This is a genomic window from Hydrogenophaga sp. IBVHS1, assembly GCF_002127265.1.
Lineage (GTDB): Bacteria > Pseudomonadota > Gammaproteobacteria > Burkholderiales > Burkholderiaceae_C > Hydrogenophaga.
Map to the genome: position 1 here is coordinate 748631 of NZ_NFUU01000001.1, position 16521 is coordinate 765151.

11 protein-coding genes and 1 riboswitch are annotated in these 16521 nt (G+C 69.1%); of the genes, 5 read left to right on the forward strand and 6 right to left on the reverse strand.

Annotated features, from left to right (window positions below; all coding sequences use genetic code 11):
- Window positions 1-10: 10 nt before the first annotated feature.
- The 4 genes from CAP37_RS03685 to CAP37_RS03700 all read left to right on the forward strand — a co-directional run bounded on the left by CAP37_RS03685 (window position 11) and on the right by CAP37_RS03700 (window position 10741).
- Complete coding sequence (locus tag CAP37_RS03685; RefSeq protein ID WP_306297825.1) at window positions 11-8518, forward strand: glycoside hydrolase family 94 protein; 8508 nt, start codon at window positions 11-13, stop codon at window positions 8516-8518.
- Window positions 8519-8609: 91 nt separating this feature from the next.
- Window positions 8610-9323: a Crp/Fnr family transcriptional regulator gene (locus tag CAP37_RS03690; RefSeq protein WP_179190120.1), complete on the forward strand. Its 714-nt coding sequence runs from the start codon at window positions 8610-8612 to the stop codon at window positions 9321-9323.
- Between the two features lie 89 nt (window positions 9324-9412).
- Window positions 9413-9922 (forward strand): hemerythrin domain-containing protein, encoded by a 510-nt coding sequence (locus CAP37_RS03695; RefSeq protein ID WP_086122929.1) that lies wholly within the window; start codon window positions 9413-9415, stop codon window positions 9920-9922.
- 117 nt (window positions 9923-10039) lie between these two features.
- A complete protein-coding gene (locus tag CAP37_RS03700; RefSeq protein ID WP_086122930.1) occupies window positions 10040-10741 on the forward strand; it encodes a Crp/Fnr family transcriptional regulator in 702 nt (233 codons plus the stop codon).
- 12 nt (window positions 10742-10753) lie between these two features.
- On the opposite strand, the gene CAP37_RS03705 is transcribed toward CAP37_RS03700, so the two are convergent.
- The 5 genes from CAP37_RS03705 to CAP37_RS03725 all read right to left on the reverse strand — a co-directional run bounded on the left by CAP37_RS03705 (window position 10754) and on the right by CAP37_RS03725 (window position 14130).
- Complete coding sequence (locus tag CAP37_RS03705; RefSeq protein ID WP_086122931.1) at window positions 10754-10993, reverse strand: CsbD family protein; 240 nt, start codon at window positions 10991-10993, stop codon at window positions 10754-10756.
- Window positions 10994-11107: 114 nt separating this feature from the next.
- The gene (locus CAP37_RS03710; protein ID WP_086122932.1) at window positions 11108-12025 is read right to left on the reverse strand and encodes a thiamine phosphate synthase; all 918 of its coding nucleotides are present in this window, start codon (window positions 12023-12025) and stop codon (window positions 11108-11110) included.
- A complete protein-coding gene (locus CAP37_RS03715; RefSeq protein WP_086124804.1) occupies window positions 12022-12831 on the reverse strand; it encodes a thiazole synthase in 810 nt (269 codons plus the stop codon). The genes CAP37_RS03710 and CAP37_RS03715 overlap by 4 nt, the downstream gene beginning before the upstream one ends.
- 17 nt (window positions 12832-12848) lie before the next feature.
- The gene (gene thiS, locus CAP37_RS03720) at window positions 12849-13046 is read right to left on the reverse strand and encodes a sulfur carrier protein ThiS (RefSeq protein WP_086122933.1); all 198 of its coding nucleotides are present in this window, start codon (window positions 13044-13046) and stop codon (window positions 12849-12851) included.
- Window positions 13047-13059: 13 nt separating this feature from the next.
- Complete coding sequence (locus tag CAP37_RS03725; RefSeq protein WP_086122934.1) at window positions 13060-14130, reverse strand: FAD-dependent oxidoreductase; 1071 nt, start codon at window positions 14128-14130, stop codon at window positions 13060-13062.
- 32 nt (window positions 14131-14162) lie between these two features.
- Here CAP37_RS03725 and thiD point away from each other — a divergent pair, with 32 nt between their 5' ends.
- On the forward strand, window positions 14163-15008 hold the full coding sequence (thiD, locus tag CAP37_RS03730; RefSeq protein ID WP_256926864.1) for a bifunctional hydroxymethylpyrimidine kinase/phosphomethylpyrimidine kinase: 846 nt from the start codon (window positions 14163-14165) through the stop codon (window positions 15006-15008).
- An 11-nt stretch (window positions 15009-15019) separates the two neighbouring features.
- On the opposite strand, the gene CAP37_RS03735 is transcribed toward thiD, so the two are convergent.
- Complete coding sequence (locus CAP37_RS03735; RefSeq protein WP_086122936.1) at window positions 15020-16333, reverse strand: cytosine permease; 1314 nt, start codon at window positions 16331-16333, stop codon at window positions 15020-15022.
- Between the two features lie 71 nt (window positions 16334-16404).
- Window positions 16405-16515, reverse strand: a riboswitch (TPP riboswitch).
- Between the last annotated feature and the right edge of the window lie 6 nt (window positions 16516-16521).

Genomic DNA, 16521 nt, shown 5'->3' on the forward strand with positions numbered 1-16521 from the left:
GCAGAAGGCGTTGAAGCGCCTGGGACCCGCGCAGGAGCCCATTCGTTCGGAAATTTTCGGCATTGCCCGGTTTGAGCGGCACGGGCGCAGCCTGGGTGAGTCGCACCGGGCGGGGCGCGCCACACTCGGCCAGGCCACCTTCTACCCACGCCTTCAAAGCAACATCCGCAGCCTGCGCGCTTCCTACCAGGCGCTGATGTCGCACTCGCTGGACGAGCGCGACATCAGCCCGGCAGCGGAATGGCTGTTCGACAACTTCCACCTCATCGAAGACCAGCTGCGCGAGATCCGCGAGGGCCTTCCTGCGCGCTACTACCGTTCGCTGCCCGTGCTGCAGGATGCGCCACTGGCGGGCCTGCCACGCGTCTACGGCATTGCGTGGGCATTCGTTGCGCACACCGACGGCGCGTTCGACGAAACCCTGCTCGGCCACTTCCTCGACGCCTACCAGGAGACGCGCGAACTCAGCCAGGGTGAGCTGTGGGCGCTGCCCACCACCTTGCGGGTGGTGCTGGTCGAAAACCTGCGCCGCCTGGTGGACCGCATTGCCAGCCAGAAGGCGGCACGCGAACTTGCGAGCCAGTGCGCCAGCCGCATCGACGAGCTGGGATTGCGGGAGGCGCAGGCCATGTACGCCGTGGCCGAACAGAGCGGTGTGCGCAGCGTGTTCCTGGTGCACCTGTCGCAAAGCCTGGCGGGTTCGCGCGCGGCGCGCCCGGGCTCCGCGCTGCCCCAGGTGCGCGAATGGCTGCGAGAAGTGGCGCCCGATCTGGCTGCGCTGCAGTCGCAGCACCACGCCGACCAGGCGGCCGACCACCTGAGCATGGGCAATGCCGTGACCTCGCTGCGGCTGATCAGCGCGGCCGACTGGTCCGACATCGTCGCCCACACCAGCCGCGTCATGCAGGTGATGCTGGCTTCGCCGATCTTCGCAGCCGAGGACGACGCCACGCGCAACACCACGCTGCATGGCATCGAGCGCCTGTCGGCTCAAAGCGGGCGGCTCGAATCCGAGGTGGCGCAGACGCTTCTGCAGGCCATGACCAGCGGCAGCGGCGACACGTCGCTCGCCGGTCACTGGCTGGAGGGCGAGGGGCGCGCCGAGCTGGAGCAAGCGCTCGGCGTGCGCCGCCTTATTCCCACGCGCTGGCGTGTCGGCCTCCGCCTCACGCGCACGCCCTTGTATTTCAGCGCCTTGCTGGGCGGCACGCTGTGGCTGGTGATGTGGCTGCTGCTGCGTTCGGAGGGCGAAGCCGTGGGGTGGGTCGGTCAGGCGGGCGCTGCGCTGGCGCTGCTGCTCATGCTGTTTCCGGCGTCGGAAACCATCATCGCGCTGACCAACCGGCTGATCAGCGAGTCGGCCAAGCCCATGCATCTGCCGCGCTTCCTCATGGCAGATGGGCTGCCCGACTCGGCGCGCACGCTGGTGGTGATTCCGGCGCTGCTCAACAGCCCGGCCGGCATCGTTGCGCTGGTGCACAGGCTGCACCTGCACCACCTGGCCAACCCCGAGCCCTGCGCGCAGTTTGCGCTGCTCAGCGACTGGGCCGATGCCGATACGCCGGAGCGGCAAGACGACGCGGCACTGCTGCGCCAGGCGTGCAGCCTGCTCGATGCGCTCAACGCCCGCCACCCCGCCGCAGCCGGCGAGCCGCCGCGGTTCCTGCTGCTGCACCGCGAGCGCAGCTTCAGCACCACACAAGGTCGATGGCTCGGCTGGGAGCGCAAGCGCGGCAAGATCGAACAACTGGTGGCCGCGCTGGCCACCCATGCGCCGGGCCCCTTCCTCGATCTGGGCGAGCTATCGCGCCTGGCGCCCAACACCCGCTACATCCTCACGCTCGACAGCGACACGCAGTTGCCACCTGGGCGCCTGCGCGCGCTGGTCGGCGTGGCCGAGCACCCCGGGAACCGGCCCGTGCTCGACGCCAGCGGCCAGCGCGTGGTGCACGGCTACGGCATCCTGCAGCCGCGCGTGGTGGCGCCGCTGCGCGGTGACGAGGTGCCGACGCCGCACCAGTGGCTGCACGACGGCCAGCGGGGTCTCGACCCCTACAGCGCGATGTCCTCCGATGTCTATCAGGATCTGTTTGGCGAAGGCAGCTTCACGGGCAAAGGCCTGCTGCACGTGGCCACGCTGCATGCCGTGCTCGGCCAGCGGCTGCCCACCGAGCGGGTGCTCAGCCACGACCTGCTCGAAGGCGCGATCGCGCGTTGCGCGGTGGTGAGCGACGTCACCCTGATCGAAGACGAGCCTGCACACGCCGACGTGGCCGCTGCGCGCCTGCACCGCTGGATGCGCGGCGACTGGCAGCTGCTGCCCTTCCTGGTGCACTGGCCGCTCTCGGGCATCAACCGCTGGAAGCTGGCCGACAACCTGCGCCGCTCTCTGGTGGCGCCGGCATCGTTGGGGCTGATCGTGCTGGCGTTGTTCGGCCACGGCCTGTCGCTCCCCATGGCGTTGTGGCTGAGCGCCGCCGCACAGGCGGCTGCCCCGCTGCTGGGGGCGTTCGCCGGCAGCGTGCCGCGCCGCTTCATTCAAGTGGGCGAGCGGTTCCTGCGTGCCTCCGTGCGCGACCTCGTGCGCGCGCTGGCGGGCGGCCTGTGGCATCTGGTGCTGTTGCCGCAGCACGCGTTGCTCTCGGCAGACGCCACGCTGCGCACCCTGTACCGGCTGGCTGTGAGCCGGCGCCGCCTGCTCGAGTGGACCACCGCGGACGCCGCCCGCGCGGCGCAAGACCACCGCCTCGTCGCGGCGCTGCGCCACCACGGTCTGTCCAGCGCCTTGTCTCTCGCCTTGCTGGCCGCCGTGCTCGCCTTTCGCTCGCCAGCCGATCCGATCGCGATGGTGGTGCTCGGCTGCTGGGTGGCGGGGCCGCTGCTCTCGTGGTGGGCCAACCAGCCGTGGTCAAGGCCGCGCCTTCAAACCATGGCACCGGAAGACCGTGACCTGCTCGAAGGCGTGGCGCGCGACACCTGGCGCCTGTTCGAGCGCTGCGTGGACGCGCAGAACCACCACCTGCCGCCCGACAACCTGCAGACGCTGCCGGTGGATGCCGTGGCCCACCGAACCTCGCCCACCAACATCGGCCTGTACCTGCTCAGCGTGGCGTGCGCGCGGCAGTTCGGCTGGATCGGCACGCAGGATCTGCTGGCGCGGCTGGAAGCCACGCTGGGCAGCCTGCAGCGCATGGAACGCCACTGCGGGCACTTTCTCAACTGGTACGACACGCAGACCCTGCAGCCCTTGCTGCCCAGGTATGTGTCCACGGTGGACAGCGGCAACCTCAGCGCCGAATTGCTCGCGCTGGCGCAGGCCTGCACCGAACTCGCGCGCGAGCCGCACGCGCCGCAGGCCACGCAGGAGGCCATCGAGCGTTCGCGCCAGCGCATCGCGCCGCACATGGCGGTGGTGCAGAGCCTGCTGCACCGCCCGGTGAAACACACCGCCATGGGCCAGTTGCTGCGCCTCACGCTGCCCGATCCGCACGACAGCGCCACTTTCGCCCGGTTCCAGACGCTGATGCTCGAGGCCACCGCCGAACTCGATGGCATGTCGGTGGCGCCGCCCAACGTGCGCCAGCCGGTCTCCGAACGCGAGGAAATGCCCTGGCTGCTGGCCGATCACCTGGCCACGCTGCGCTCGGCCGGGCTGGACCGCGCCGCCGCCGCCGAGGGCACCAGCGAGCGCGCCCGCCAGCGGCTGCTCGCGCTGGCGGCCGCTTTCGAGCAGATGGCCTGGGAGGCGGATTTCCGCTTCCTCTACAACACCCGGCGCCATCTGCTGCACATCGGCTTTCGGCTCGATGAACAGCAGCTCGACAAATCGTTCTACGACCTGCTGGCCTCGGAGGCGCGCACCACCAGTCTGCTGGCCATTGCCAAGGGCGACCTGCCGGTCAAGCACTGGTCGGCGCTCGGTCGGCCCTTCTTTGCCAGTGGCCAGCGCGCGCTGTTGCGGTCGTGGTCGGGGTCGATGTTCGAGTACCTCATGCCCACGCTGCTCACCGCCGAGCCGCACGGCAGCTTGCTGCAGGAAGCGGCCTGTACCGCGTTGCACGAGCAGATGGCTTTTGTGCAGGATCACGACATGCCCTGGGGCATTTCGGAGTGCGCCTACGCGGGACGCGATCACACGCTGGCCTACCAGTACGCGCCGCAGGGTGTGCCGCGCCTGGCCTTGCGCCGCACGCCGCTGCACGAACGCGTCATTGCGCCATACGCCACCGCGCTGGCCACGCAGCTCGATGTGGATCTGGCCTGCCGCAATCTGCGCACGCTGACCGAGCTGGGCGCGCGTGGGCGCTATGGCTACTTCGAGGCGCTGGACTTCACGCCCTCGCGCCAGACCGAGGGCGGGCGCTACACGCTGGTGAGCACCTGCATGGCGCACCACCAGGGCATGAGCATCGTGGCGCTGGCCAATGTGCTGCGCGACGGCGTGGCGCGGCGCTGGGGCATGGCGCACCCGCGCCTGGAGGCGGTGGCCTCGCTGCTGCACGAAGCCTCGCCGCGCGATCTACCGCGCCTGCCCGCCTTCACGCCGCCCAGCCTGCCGCTGCACGCGCTGCAACGCCGCGCGCCCGACCACGTGCGTCCGGTCACACCCGATGCCCAGTCGCTGGCGCCCACGCACCTCATGTCCAACGGACGCTACAGCGTCACCCTGCGCCCGCACGGCGGGGGCTGGAGCCGGTGGGATGGCACCGGCATCACGCGCTGGCGCGACGACGCCCTGCGCGACGCCTGCGGCAGCTTTGTCTACCTGCGGCTGGGGCGCCAGGACGCGCCGGTGTCCATCACCAGCCACCCGGCGCCCGACCCCAACGCGCTCTACCAGTGCACCTACCACACCGACCGCGTGTGCTTCGAGGCGCAGTGGCCCGAACTGCGCGCCAGCACCACGGTCTGGGTCAGCCCCGAAGACGACATCGAGCTGCGCAAGGTGGTGCTGGTGAACCGCGGAGACAAGCCGATCGAGCTCGAACTGATTTCGGCTTTCGAGGTGACGCTTGCCAGCCCGGCGGCCGACGAGGCGCACCCCGCGTTCTCCAACTTCTTCGTCACCGCGCAGTGGCTGGCCGACCAGCAGGCGCTGCATTTCGAGCGCCGGCCGCGCCTGCACACCGAACGCACCCTGCAGGCCGCCCATTTCGTGGCCGCCACCGAGGGCGTGGTGACGGCCTGGCGCTGCCAGACCGACCGGCTGCAGTGGCTGGGACGCAACCACACGGCGGCGCTGCCCCTGGCCAACCTGCGCGAGGTGCCACAGGAGTCTGGCCCGCTGGACACCGGGCTGGACCCGGTGGCGGTGCTGGGCGTGACCTTGCGGCTGGCGCCGGGCGCGCAGGCCAGCGTCACCTTTGCCACGGCCGCGAGCGACGACGCCGCCACGCTGCGCGCCGTCGTCGACAAGCACCGCCAGCCCAGCACGGTGGAGCGGGCTTCGTTGATGTCGGCCACGCTGGCGGGCGTGCAGGCGGTGTCGCACCGGCCGTTGCCCGAGTACCTGCCCGCGTTGCAGGCGCTCACCACCGCCCTGGTGCTCACCGTGCCACGGGATGTGCTGCCGGTGGGCGAGGGCGCTGCCCTGCCTCGCGAGTGCGACCGGCGTTCGTTGTGGCCTCTGGGTATTTCGGGCGACCGGCCCTTGTTGCTGGTGGACGCGGGATCGCCGCAGGGCATGGGGCTGTTGCGCATCCTGGCGCAGGCGCTGCGTGAGTGGTCGCGCTGTGGTGTGGCCTGCGATCTGGTGGTGCTCAGCAGCGAGGTGCACTCTTACCAGATGCCGCTGCAGCGCGAACTCACCTTGCTGAGCGAGCAGCAGGCCGGCGCTGTGGCGAGCCAACGGGGCTCGGTGACCGGGCTGCATGTGCTGCGGCCCGATGCCCTCACTTCCACCCAGCTCGCCACGCTGGAGTCTCTGGCGCGCGTCCACCTGCAGGCCGATGGGCCGCCCTGGGTTCAGCAGGTCCGGGCGTGGGCGCAGCGACACGGTGCTCCGGCCGGCCACGCCGACCGCTCCGGTCGCATCGAGAGCGTGCCCATGCATGCGCTGGAGCGGCGCCCGGCCACCACGGTGGGGGCCTTCGCCACCGGCACAGGCGCTTTTGCCTTCGACGTGGGCGTGGGCTTGCGGCCCCGCCGGCCCTGGACCAACGTACTGGCTAACCCGGTGTTCGGCACCATCGTTTCGGAAAGCGGCGCGGGCCACAGTTGGGCCATCAACAGCCGCCTGAACCAGCTCACCGCCTGGACCAACGACCCGGTGGCCGACCCGCCGGCGCAGTGGTTCCTGCTGCAGGACCGGCGCACGCGCGAGGTCTGGAGCGTGGCGCCATCGGCCTGGGGCGCCAGCGACGTCACCTACCGCGTGGTGCACGGCCAGGGGCACACCACCATCGAGCACCAGCGCGGTGAGCTGGCGGTGTCGGTGCGCTGGTGTGTCGATGCCGATAGCGCGGTTCAGCAGGTGCGCATCCGGCTGAGCAACCGGGGCCAGAGCAAGGCGCACCTGCGTGCAGTGGGCATTGTGGAATGGATGCTCGGCGAAAAGCGCAGCGACCGCGCCACGCTGCACACCGAGCCTCGGCTGGCGGCTTCCCCGGCGGATGGGTTGTTGGGTCTGATGTGCACGCAGACCGAGGCGGCAGCGGGCTTCGGTGGCGGCACGGCGTTTTTTGCCGAAGCGCAGGTGGGCGCGCAGGACGGCGAAGGGCTGGACTGGACCTGCGACCGGCGCGAGTTCTTCGATCCCCGTGGCCAGCTGGTGTTGCCCGAACACCTGGGCCGGCGCAGTGGCTCCGGCCTCGACCCGTGCGCGGCGCTCTCGCGCCCGATCACCTTGCGACCCGGTGCGAGCCTGGAGCAGGTGTTTCTGTTGGGCTATGCAGAAAGCCCCGCCGCCGCACAGGTGCTGGCGCGCCATGCCATTGCCGTGGCGCCGCTGGCGCGCGAAAAGACGACGCTCGCCCGCTGGGACACCCTGCTCGGCGCCAGCGAGGTCCGCACGCCCGATGCGCTGTTTGATGTGCTGGTGAACCGCTGGCTGCTGTACCAGACCGTGTCCTCGCGCCTGTGGGCCAAGGCCGGGTTCTACCAGGCCGGCGGTGCCACCGGGTACCGGGACCAGTTGCAGGACACCATGGCGCTGGTGTGGGCCCAGCCCGCCCTGTTGCGCCAGCAGATCGTGCTCTGCGCGTCGCGCCAGTTCGCCGAAGGCGATGTGCAGCACTGGTGGCACGCGCCGGGCGGTGCCGGCGTGCGCACGCGTTTTTCGGACGACCTGCTCTGGTTGCCCTTTGCCTGTTCGCACTACCTGCGCGCCACGGGTGACGCCGGCATTCTGGAGGCGAAGGCACCGTTCCTCGAAGGCAGCACGCTGGCCGATGGCGCGGAAGACATCTACGACACGCCGCGTGTGAGCCAGGCGCAAGCCACGGTGTACGAACACGCAGCACGCGCCATCGATCACAGCCTGGCCGTGGGTGCCCACGGCTTGCCGCTGATGGGCGGCGGCGACTGGAACGACGGCATGAACCGCGTGGGCATTGAGGGGCGGGGCGAGTCGGTGTGGCTGGCCTGGTTCCTCTGTGCCATCGTCGTCGACTGGTTGCCACTCGCGCGCCAGCGCAACGATGTTGCGCGGGTCGGGCGCTGGGAAGCAGCGCTGCAGGGCTGGCGGCAAGCGCTGGAGAATGAGGCCTGGGACGGCGAGTGGTACAAGCGCGCGTTCTTCGACGACGGCAGCCCGCTCGGCTCGCACGTGCAGCCCGAGGCGCGCATCGATCTGATTGCCCAGGCCTGGTCGGTGCTCTCGGGCCAGGCCCCGCTGCAAAGGCAGGTGCAGGCCATGGAGGCGGTAGAAGCCTGCCTGGTGGACACCGAGGTGGGCTTGCTTCAATTGCTCACGCCGCCGCTTTCCAACGCCATGCCCAGCGCCGGCTACATCCAGGCCTACCCACCCGGTGTGCGCGAGAACGGTGGCCAGTACTCGCACGCAGGTGTGTGGGCGCTGATGGCCGCCGCAGCGCTGGCCGCCGGCGAAGATGCCGACACCGAGGCGCGGGACACGCCCTACCGCTATTTCACCTACCTGAGCCCGGCCCACCGCGCGGCGCATCCGCAACGCGGCGCGGTCTATGGCGTGGAGCCCTACGCCATGGCGGCCGATGTCTACAGCCAGCCGCCCTATGTGGGCCGGGGCGGCTGGAGCTGGTACACCGGCGCGGCCGGCTGGCTGCACCGCGCAGCGCAGGAATCCATCCTCGGACTGCGCCTGGATGCGCAGGAACTGTGCTTTTCACCCTGCCTGCCATCGCACTGGCCCGAGGCCGAGATCACCCTGCGTCGCGATGGGCGATCGATGCGTTTCGTGCTGTTGCGGGCTGAGCCGGCTGCGGCGCGCGCGCGCTGTGCCAGCGAGGGCGCGCAGCTGCTGTCGGTGGGCGAGCGCCTGCGCTGGCGCGAGCTCCCGGTGCGAAGTTGTTTCGTCATCGCTCTGCCCACCACGGGCTGAGCCGGTCATCAGGTCAGCGACCGATATCCACTGCAAAGCCACCGAAGCCGATCTGGGGTGTGTACGCTATCGAACACAACAAAGGTCTTCCATGAACATTGAGCCACGACAGAACCACCTTCTGCGCGTTCTGCCCGAGGCCGAATGGCTGCGCTGGCAGCCGCAACTGGAGGAGGTCGACCTTACCCTGGGCAAGGTGCTGTACGAATCCGGCGAGCCCATGGCCTACGTGTATTTCCCCACCAGCGCCATCGTCTCCCTGCTTTACGTGCTGGAAAACGGAGCCTCGGCCGAGATTGCCGTGGTGGGATTCGAAGGCGTGGTGGGCGTTTCGATCTTCATGGGCGGGGGCACCACGCCGAGTCGAGCGGTGGTGCAAAGCGCAGGCAAGGGCTACCGCCTGCGCGCCGACGCCGTGAAGGCGGAGTTCGACCGGGCCGGGCCGGTGATGCACCTCATGCTGCGCTACACGCTGGCACTCATCACCCAGATGAGCCAGACAGCGGTGTGCAACCGCCACCATTCGCTCGACAAGCAGCTCTGCCGCTGGCTGCTGCTCAGCCTGGACCGCCTGCAGGGCAACGAGCTGGTGATGACGCAAGAGTTGATCGCCAACATGCTGGGGGTGCGTCGCGAGGGTGTGACAGAAGCGGCGGCTGGTTTGCAGCGTGCCGGGCTCATCCGCTATTCGCGCGGCCGCATTACCGTGCTGGACCGCCCCGGGCTGGAGAAGCGCACCTGCGAGTGTTACGCCGTGGTGAAGCGGGAAAGCGACCGCTTGTTGCCGCAAGGCGAGAAGGATTGAAGGGGTTCGCAGGCGCCCCCTGGTGTGCGCTAGCGAACAGAAGAAAGCGCCGCCTCGGTCTACAAAGCGGGCATGAAAGACCGTTCCTCATGATGCGCGTTCGCGCCTTCGGCCGCGCGCGCGACGCGCTGGACCAGCTGCGACTGGACCACGACCTGATCCGACGCCTGTTGCGGGAGTTTGACCGCCTGCGCATGGCGGGCGCGGGTGGCCCCGAGGGCAAGGCCGAAATTGTGGATTGCCTGTGCGACACGCTCAGCCTGCACGCGCGTCTGGAAGAGGAAATTTTCTATCCCCTGGTGCGGTCTGTGGCCGGCGCCAATTCGCCTGCGCTGTCGGCCTTCTGCGACCACGAGCGCCTGCTGGAACTGATTGCGCAACTCGACGAGATGGAGCCCGGCGACCCGGATTACGACAACACCGTGGGTGACATCGCCGACTGCGTGGTGCCCAGCATGGACAGCGAACAGGCGGTGTTGTTCCGCATGGTCCGCGAGGCCGGCATCGACACCCATGCGCTCGGCGAGAAGATGACGCGTGTGCGCAAGGCCCATCAGCGCGACTTCACGCACATCGAACCGGCCCGACAGCAAGCCTGAGCGCCAGGTCGATTGGTCTATGTGCGGTGGCGGACTGTACGGCCCGACGCTTAGCGTTCACACTGGTCCGGAACCGACTGGTGGCGCCGCCGCTGGCGGTCATCTGCGAAGTGCTCCATGCCCCCATCCGAAAACCGCCTGATCCAGCAGTTGCCCACGGCGGTGCGCAAGCAGTTCCTCGACCGTTGCGAACCGTTCGAGCTGGTGCTCTCAGCCGAACTCAGCGAAAACAACCGGGTGCTGACCCATGCGTACTTCCCGCGCGAAGGCTACATCTCACTGGTGATCGAGCTGAACAGCCACCCGTCTCTCGAGGTGGGCATGGTGGGCCGAGAGGCCATGCTCGGTTCCGAACTCATTCTCGGGTTGGCGAAGACGCCGTGGCGTGCGCTGGTGCAAGGTGCGGGGATGAGCTGGCGCATAGGTGCCGAAGCACTCAGGGAAGCCAGCGAAGCCTTGCCGGAATTGCGAAACATCGTGCAGAGAACGTTGATGGTGCGACTCCACCAGGCGGCCCTGGCCGCAGCGTGTGAACGCTTCCACATGATCGGCCCACGCCTGGCGCGCTGGTTGCTCATGAGCCAGGACCGCGCACAGAGCCCAAGCTTTCATGTCACGCAGGAATTCATGGCCCTCATGCTCGGCGTGCGCCGGGTGGGGGTGACGCAGGCGGCCAGCGATTTCCAGCACGGCGGCCTGATCGAGTACCACCGGGGTGAACTCACCGTGCTGGACCGCACAGGCCTCGAAGCCGAGGCCTGCAGTTGCTACGAATCGGACCGGAAGCTCTACACCGAGCTCATGGGCCAGAAAGCGTAGCGCTCTGCGGGCTCATTCCCGGCGGGCTTTGGTGTCGGCGTCCAGCCAGGTGTCGTCAGCGCTTTTCTCCCAGGCGCTGAGCTGCTTGTCCGCTTCGTCCTTGGCAATGCCGTAGCGTTCCTGGATCTTGCCCGAGAGCATGTCGCGGTGACCCTCGACCACCTGCAGGTCGTCGTCGGTCAGCTTGCCCCACTGCTGCTTGGCGCGGCCAGTGAGTTGTTTCCAGTTGCCTTGAATGGTGTCCCAGTTCATGCGATGTCCTTTGCGTTGGGGCGAGCGCCATGCGGCCCGCCTGAGGACCTTTTTACGGCGCGCGCATCGCTGGGTCTGTGCGTCATGGCACCGAGCCACGGCATGCCCGGGCAATCAGCTGGATGTGATCGCTGTCTTCCAGGTCGCCACCGCCGCAGCCAGATCGGGCGCGGCCATGAGGGCGCGCACCACGCCCACCGAACCAACGCCGCTGGCGAGCACGGCTGGCAGTCGCACCAGATCGATGCCGCCGATGGCCACGCGTGGCACATCGCGCAGCAGTCGCGCATAGGCCGCGAGGCGGCCTGTGCCTTGCGGTGCCGTAGCCATCAGTTTGAGCGTGGTGGGGAACACCGCGCCCATCGCGATGTAGCTGGGGCTGTGGCGCTCGGCGATCAGCATCTCGGCGTACCCGTGCGTGCTGAGGCCCAGGCGCAGGCCGGCGCTTCTTATGGCGTCCAGTCCAGCCGGGGTCATGGCCTGCAGGTCTTCCTGGCCCAGGTGCACGCCATAGGCGCCGGCGTCGATCGCTTCCTGCCAGTGGTCGTTGATGAACAGGCGCGCGCCGGTGCCCTGCACTCCTGCCACGGTGGCGAGTACCTCGGCGCGAATGGCGGCTGCGTCGGTGGACTTGAAGCGAAGCTGCACCGTGGGCACCCCCGCGCGCGCCATGCGGATGGTCCATTCGGCGTCGGGCATTACGGCGTAGAGGCCGAGCGCCATGGGGCAGGCCGCGAACGCGTTGGCTCGCGGAAAGGGCGCCATGCCGAAATCGGCGGGTTCGTCGGGCCACTGCAACGGGTCAAATGCGCCCGTGCGCTGAACTTGCTGGGACCACGCGCGCGCCACGCACAACGCGTCGTCGGGCACAAAGCCCAGCGCCTGGGCGGCCTGCAGCGCGGCGGTGAACACCTCGTCGCCGGTCTGCACCGACACGCGCTCGGCGTGCGGCTGCAGTGGCAGCGCCAGTGTGTCGCGGTGGGCCTCAACGATGGCGCGGGCCATCTGCTCGGGGTTCGGGGTGCTGCTCATGGGGTGTGGTGCCAGAAGGGGGTGCCCATCACGGGCGTGCTGGGCTGGGCGCTGTCTTGCGGCTGCATGGCGCCTGAGCGGTACGCGGCGCGGCCGGCGCGCACGGCGTCGGCGAACGCACCAGCCATTTCCACCGGCGACTGCGCCAGCGCCACGGCGGTGTTCAGCAGCACGGCGTCGTAACCCCACTCCATCACCGTGCAGGCGTGCGAAGGCAGGCCGAGGCCGGCGTCCACGATCAGGGGCACGGCGAGGCGTTCGCGCAGCAGGCGCATGGCGTAGGGGTTCACAGGTCCGCGCCCAGTGCCGATGGGTGCGGCCCACGGCATCACCGCCTGGCAGCCCACATCGACCAGCCGCTGGCAGAGCACCAGGTCTTCGGTGCAATACGGCAGCACCTTGAAGCCATCGTTGATGAGCTGGCGCGCGCAGTCGACCAGGTTGAGCGTGTCGGGCTGCAGGCTGTAGTCGTCGCCGATGAGTTCGAGCTTGATCCACGGCGTGTTGAACACCTCGCGCGCCATCTGCGCGGTGGTGATCACCTCTTGCGTGGTGTGGCAGCCAGCGGTGTTGGGCAACACGGGCACGGCGAGTTCCTGCAGCAGCTTCCAGAAGGCCGCACCGGCCTCGGGTTGCGCCGCGCCCTGGCGCCGCAGCGAAGCGGTGAGCATGGCGGGTTGCGCGCGCTTCACCGCCGCCTCCAGCGTGGCGGGCGACGGGTAGCGCGAGGTGCCGAGCAGCAGGCGGCTGGCGAAGGTTTCGCCGTAAAGCACCAGCGGGTCTTCGTGGGTCAGCGGGGTGGTCATGTCCATGGGGCTTGTCCTCAGCCCCCCGTGATGGGGGCAATGATCTCGATGCGGTCGCCCTCTGCCAGGCGGTGCTGTGCGTAGGCGGTGCGGGGCACGAACTGCAGGTTCACGGCGGCGGCGAACACGGCGGGCGTGTCCCACACTTTCAGGGCATCGGCCAGCGTGGCGCCTTCGGGCAGCTCGCGGGTCTCCTGGTTGATGACGATGTTCATGCGGAAGTTTCTCTTATCGGATCACTGGCAAGCCCAACGACGAGGCCAGCGGCGATTGGTCGAGGTCCACGATCTCCAGCACCGCGTCGAGCATGGCCGGGGCAATCAGGAAACCATGGCGGTACAGGCCGTTGATCTCCATTCTGCGCGGAGCGGCGAGACGCAGGGCGGGCAGGTTGTCGGGCAGGGTGGGGCGCAACTGCACCCCCAGTTCGACGATGCGCGCCTCGCCAAAACCCGGGTGCACGGTGTAGGCCGCGCTCAGCAGTTCCAGCGTGGAGCGCACGCTGGCTGGGGTCAGGTCGTCGGACTCGATTTCGGTGGCGCCGATCACGAAAAGGCCATCGGGCTTGGGAGCGATGTAGAGCGGGTAGCGCGGGTGCACCAGGCGCGTGGGGCGCGAGAGGCTCACGCCAGGGGCGTGCACGCGCGCCACTTCGCCGCGCACACCGCGCAGCGCGTTCCACTGCGGCTGCGCGCCGAGGCCTCTGCAATCGAACAGCCAGGCCTGTGGCCCTGGGTCCACCTCGGCCAGTGTGCGAGGGGTGTGCCAGTGCACCGCCACGCCCAGCGCGTGCATCTGGTGCGCCAATGCAGCAAGCAGTTCGCGGTTGTCGAGCTGGCCTTCGTCGGGCAGGTACAGGGCTTGCGCAAAGCGGTGGCCGAGCGCGGGTTCGAGCGCGGCGATGGCGTTGGCGTCGATGCGCTGGGCTTGCGGCAGCGAGGGCAGGGCGGCGCTGGTGCGCGCGAGCTGGCCGGCGAAGCGCTCGGCTTCGGCCGCATCCTGCCGGTGCCACAGCACCAGCGTGCCACTTTGCTGGAAGAACACCGGGCGCTCCAGCGCGGCCAGCAATTGTGGCCAGCGCGCCAGCGCGTGCTGGCCCATGCGCACCACAGCGAGTTCGGTCACGGCCGATTCGGCCAGTGGCGCCAGCATGGCAGCGGCCACGCGCGCGGCGGCGTGCTCAGCTTCGGGCCCACCCGCATCGAACACCTCGACCCGGTGCCCGCGCTGCGCGAGCGCGCAGGCCAGCAGCCGGCCCATGAGGCCGGCACCCAGCACCACAGCGTGGGGTTTCAGCATGGGTGCCCCCGGGCGCTGCCACAATGCGCGCCATGATGAAAAACGAAGAACCGCTTCGCTACACCCGCGTCCTGTCGATTGCCGGCTCCGACAGCGGCGGTGGCGCCGGCATCCAGGCCGACCTCAAGACCTTCGCCGCGCTGGGCTGCTACGGCATGACCGCCATCACCGCGCTCACCGCGCAGAACACGCTGGGTGTGAGCGGCATCCATGGCGTGCCGCCCGAAATGCTGAAGGCGCAACTCATCGCAGTGCTCGACGACATCGGTGTCGACGCCGTGAAGATCGGCATGCTGCACGCACCCGAGATCGTGCGCACCGTGGCCTGGGCGCTCAAGCATTACCAGGTGCAGCGCGTGGTGCTCGACCCGGTGATGGTGGCCACATCGGGCGACCGTTTGATCGCGCCCGAAACGGTGCAGGTGCTCGTGGACGAGCTGTTTCCGCTGGCCACCGTGATCACGCCCAACCTCGACGAAGCGGCGCTGCTGCTGGGGCGGCCGATTGCCACCGCGCACGAACTCGAAAGCGCCGCTCGCGACCTGCTCGCACTCGGCGCACCCGCCGTGCTGCTGAAGGGCGGTCACCTGCCCGGTGATGAAGTGACCGACCTGCTGGTCACGGGCGCAGGTGCGGCGCAACGCCTGACCTCGCCACGCATTGCCAGCCGCAACACGCACGGCACGGGCTGCACGCTGTCCTCGGCCATCGCGGCGCACCTGGCTTTGGGCGAGCCGCTGGAGCGCGCCGTTTCGCTGGCCCGCGCGTACATCCTGCAGGCCATCGCGCAAGGTGCCGATGTGTACACCGGCGCCGGCCACGGCCCCCTGAATCACGGGCACGCACCGGTGATTCAAAGAAAGCAGGCGCGCAACTGATCGCATGACGCTCAGGCGCTGGCGGTGGCCAACCCTGTGGAGTTGCGCGGACGGGTCAGCGAAGCGAACACGAAGGTGAGCGCCAGCGTGGGCAGCGCCGAACCCAGCTCGGGAGCGAACTTCGCGAGCAGGTGGTAGGTGGCAATGCCCGCCACCCACAGAGCAGCTGCGCTCCAGTTCACCGTGCGGCGCTCGCCCAGCGCTGCACCGCTGCCGAGCCGGCCCAGGATCACGCCGTAGAGCGGCACAAACACCGAGCTGAGCAGCAGCAGGAAAGGTTCCAGCGTGTGCATGGGCAGGAGCAGCGCGAGCACCGTGCACAGTGCGGCGAAGGCCAGGCCCGCGTTGCGAATGCTCCAGCGCGGGCGCAGGCTGTGCACCGACACCGCGCCCGAGTGCGCGTCGCCATACGCGTTGTCCATCTCATCGAGCAGGATCAGACCGAGTGCGATCAGGCCACCCTGCGCCAGCAGCAGTGCCGCGACCAGGTTGGTGCCGGGTTCCACCGTGCTCACCACCAGCACACCCAGCGCATAGCACCAGATGTTGGCCAGCGCGTAGCCCAGCCAGGTGCCGCCCAGCGTGGTGGCGGCGCGCTTGCCGTGGCGCGCGTAGTCGGCCACCAGCGGCAGCCAGGAAACCGGCATGGCAATCACCAGGTCCATGGCCGAAAACAAACCCATGCCGCCGTTGCCCGGCCGGTTCCAGAAAGCCTCGAAACCCTGCGCCTGCAGGCGCGTGCCGAACTGCCAGGTGAGCCACACCAGCGAGGCCACCACCAGCGGCAGCCCGAAGCGGCTCACGAAGCGGCGCACCAGTGTGAGCATGGAGCCGGCCATGAGCGCGATCAGCACACCGCCCCAGAGCAGCGTGGCCAGCAGCTTGCCACCGGTGCCGTCGAGCAGGCCACCGGGCTCACTGCCCAGGGCCTGCTTGAGGATCGCAACCGTGCCCTCCTGCATGATGACCAGCTCGAAGGTGGTCCAGCCGATGAGCTGCGCGATGTTGAGCAGCACCGGCAGCTTGGCGAACGCACTGCCGTAGGTGGCGTGCATCAGGCCCGCGCTGGCCAGCCCGGTCTGGCAACCCAGGCGCGCGGTCCAGCCCAGCAGGCCGGCGCCGATCAGCGAACCCAGCACGATCGCTATCACCGCGTCGCGCGTGCCCACCGCCGGCACCAGGTAAGCGCCGATCTGCATCACCAGCAGGCCGGTGCCCAGGCTGAACCAGAGCGCGGCGTGCTCGTGAAAATGAAACACCCGGTTGCCGGGTGCGATGGGTGTCAGGGCCTGGTTGGCCGGAGACGAAGAAGAAGCGGATGCCATCAATTTGCTCCATGCAAAGTTGAGGCAGGTGGGCTGGGCCGGGGTCGCCGCGAACCGGGGCGACGGGGAGAAATGAAACCGGCCTGCTTCCCTGCGCGAGGATTACCTCAGTCAGGTTCAAAGGGACTTTCTCAGTCGCGACCGGGGTACAGGACCCCAGCGCAACACCCCTAGCGGATGTGCCTTGC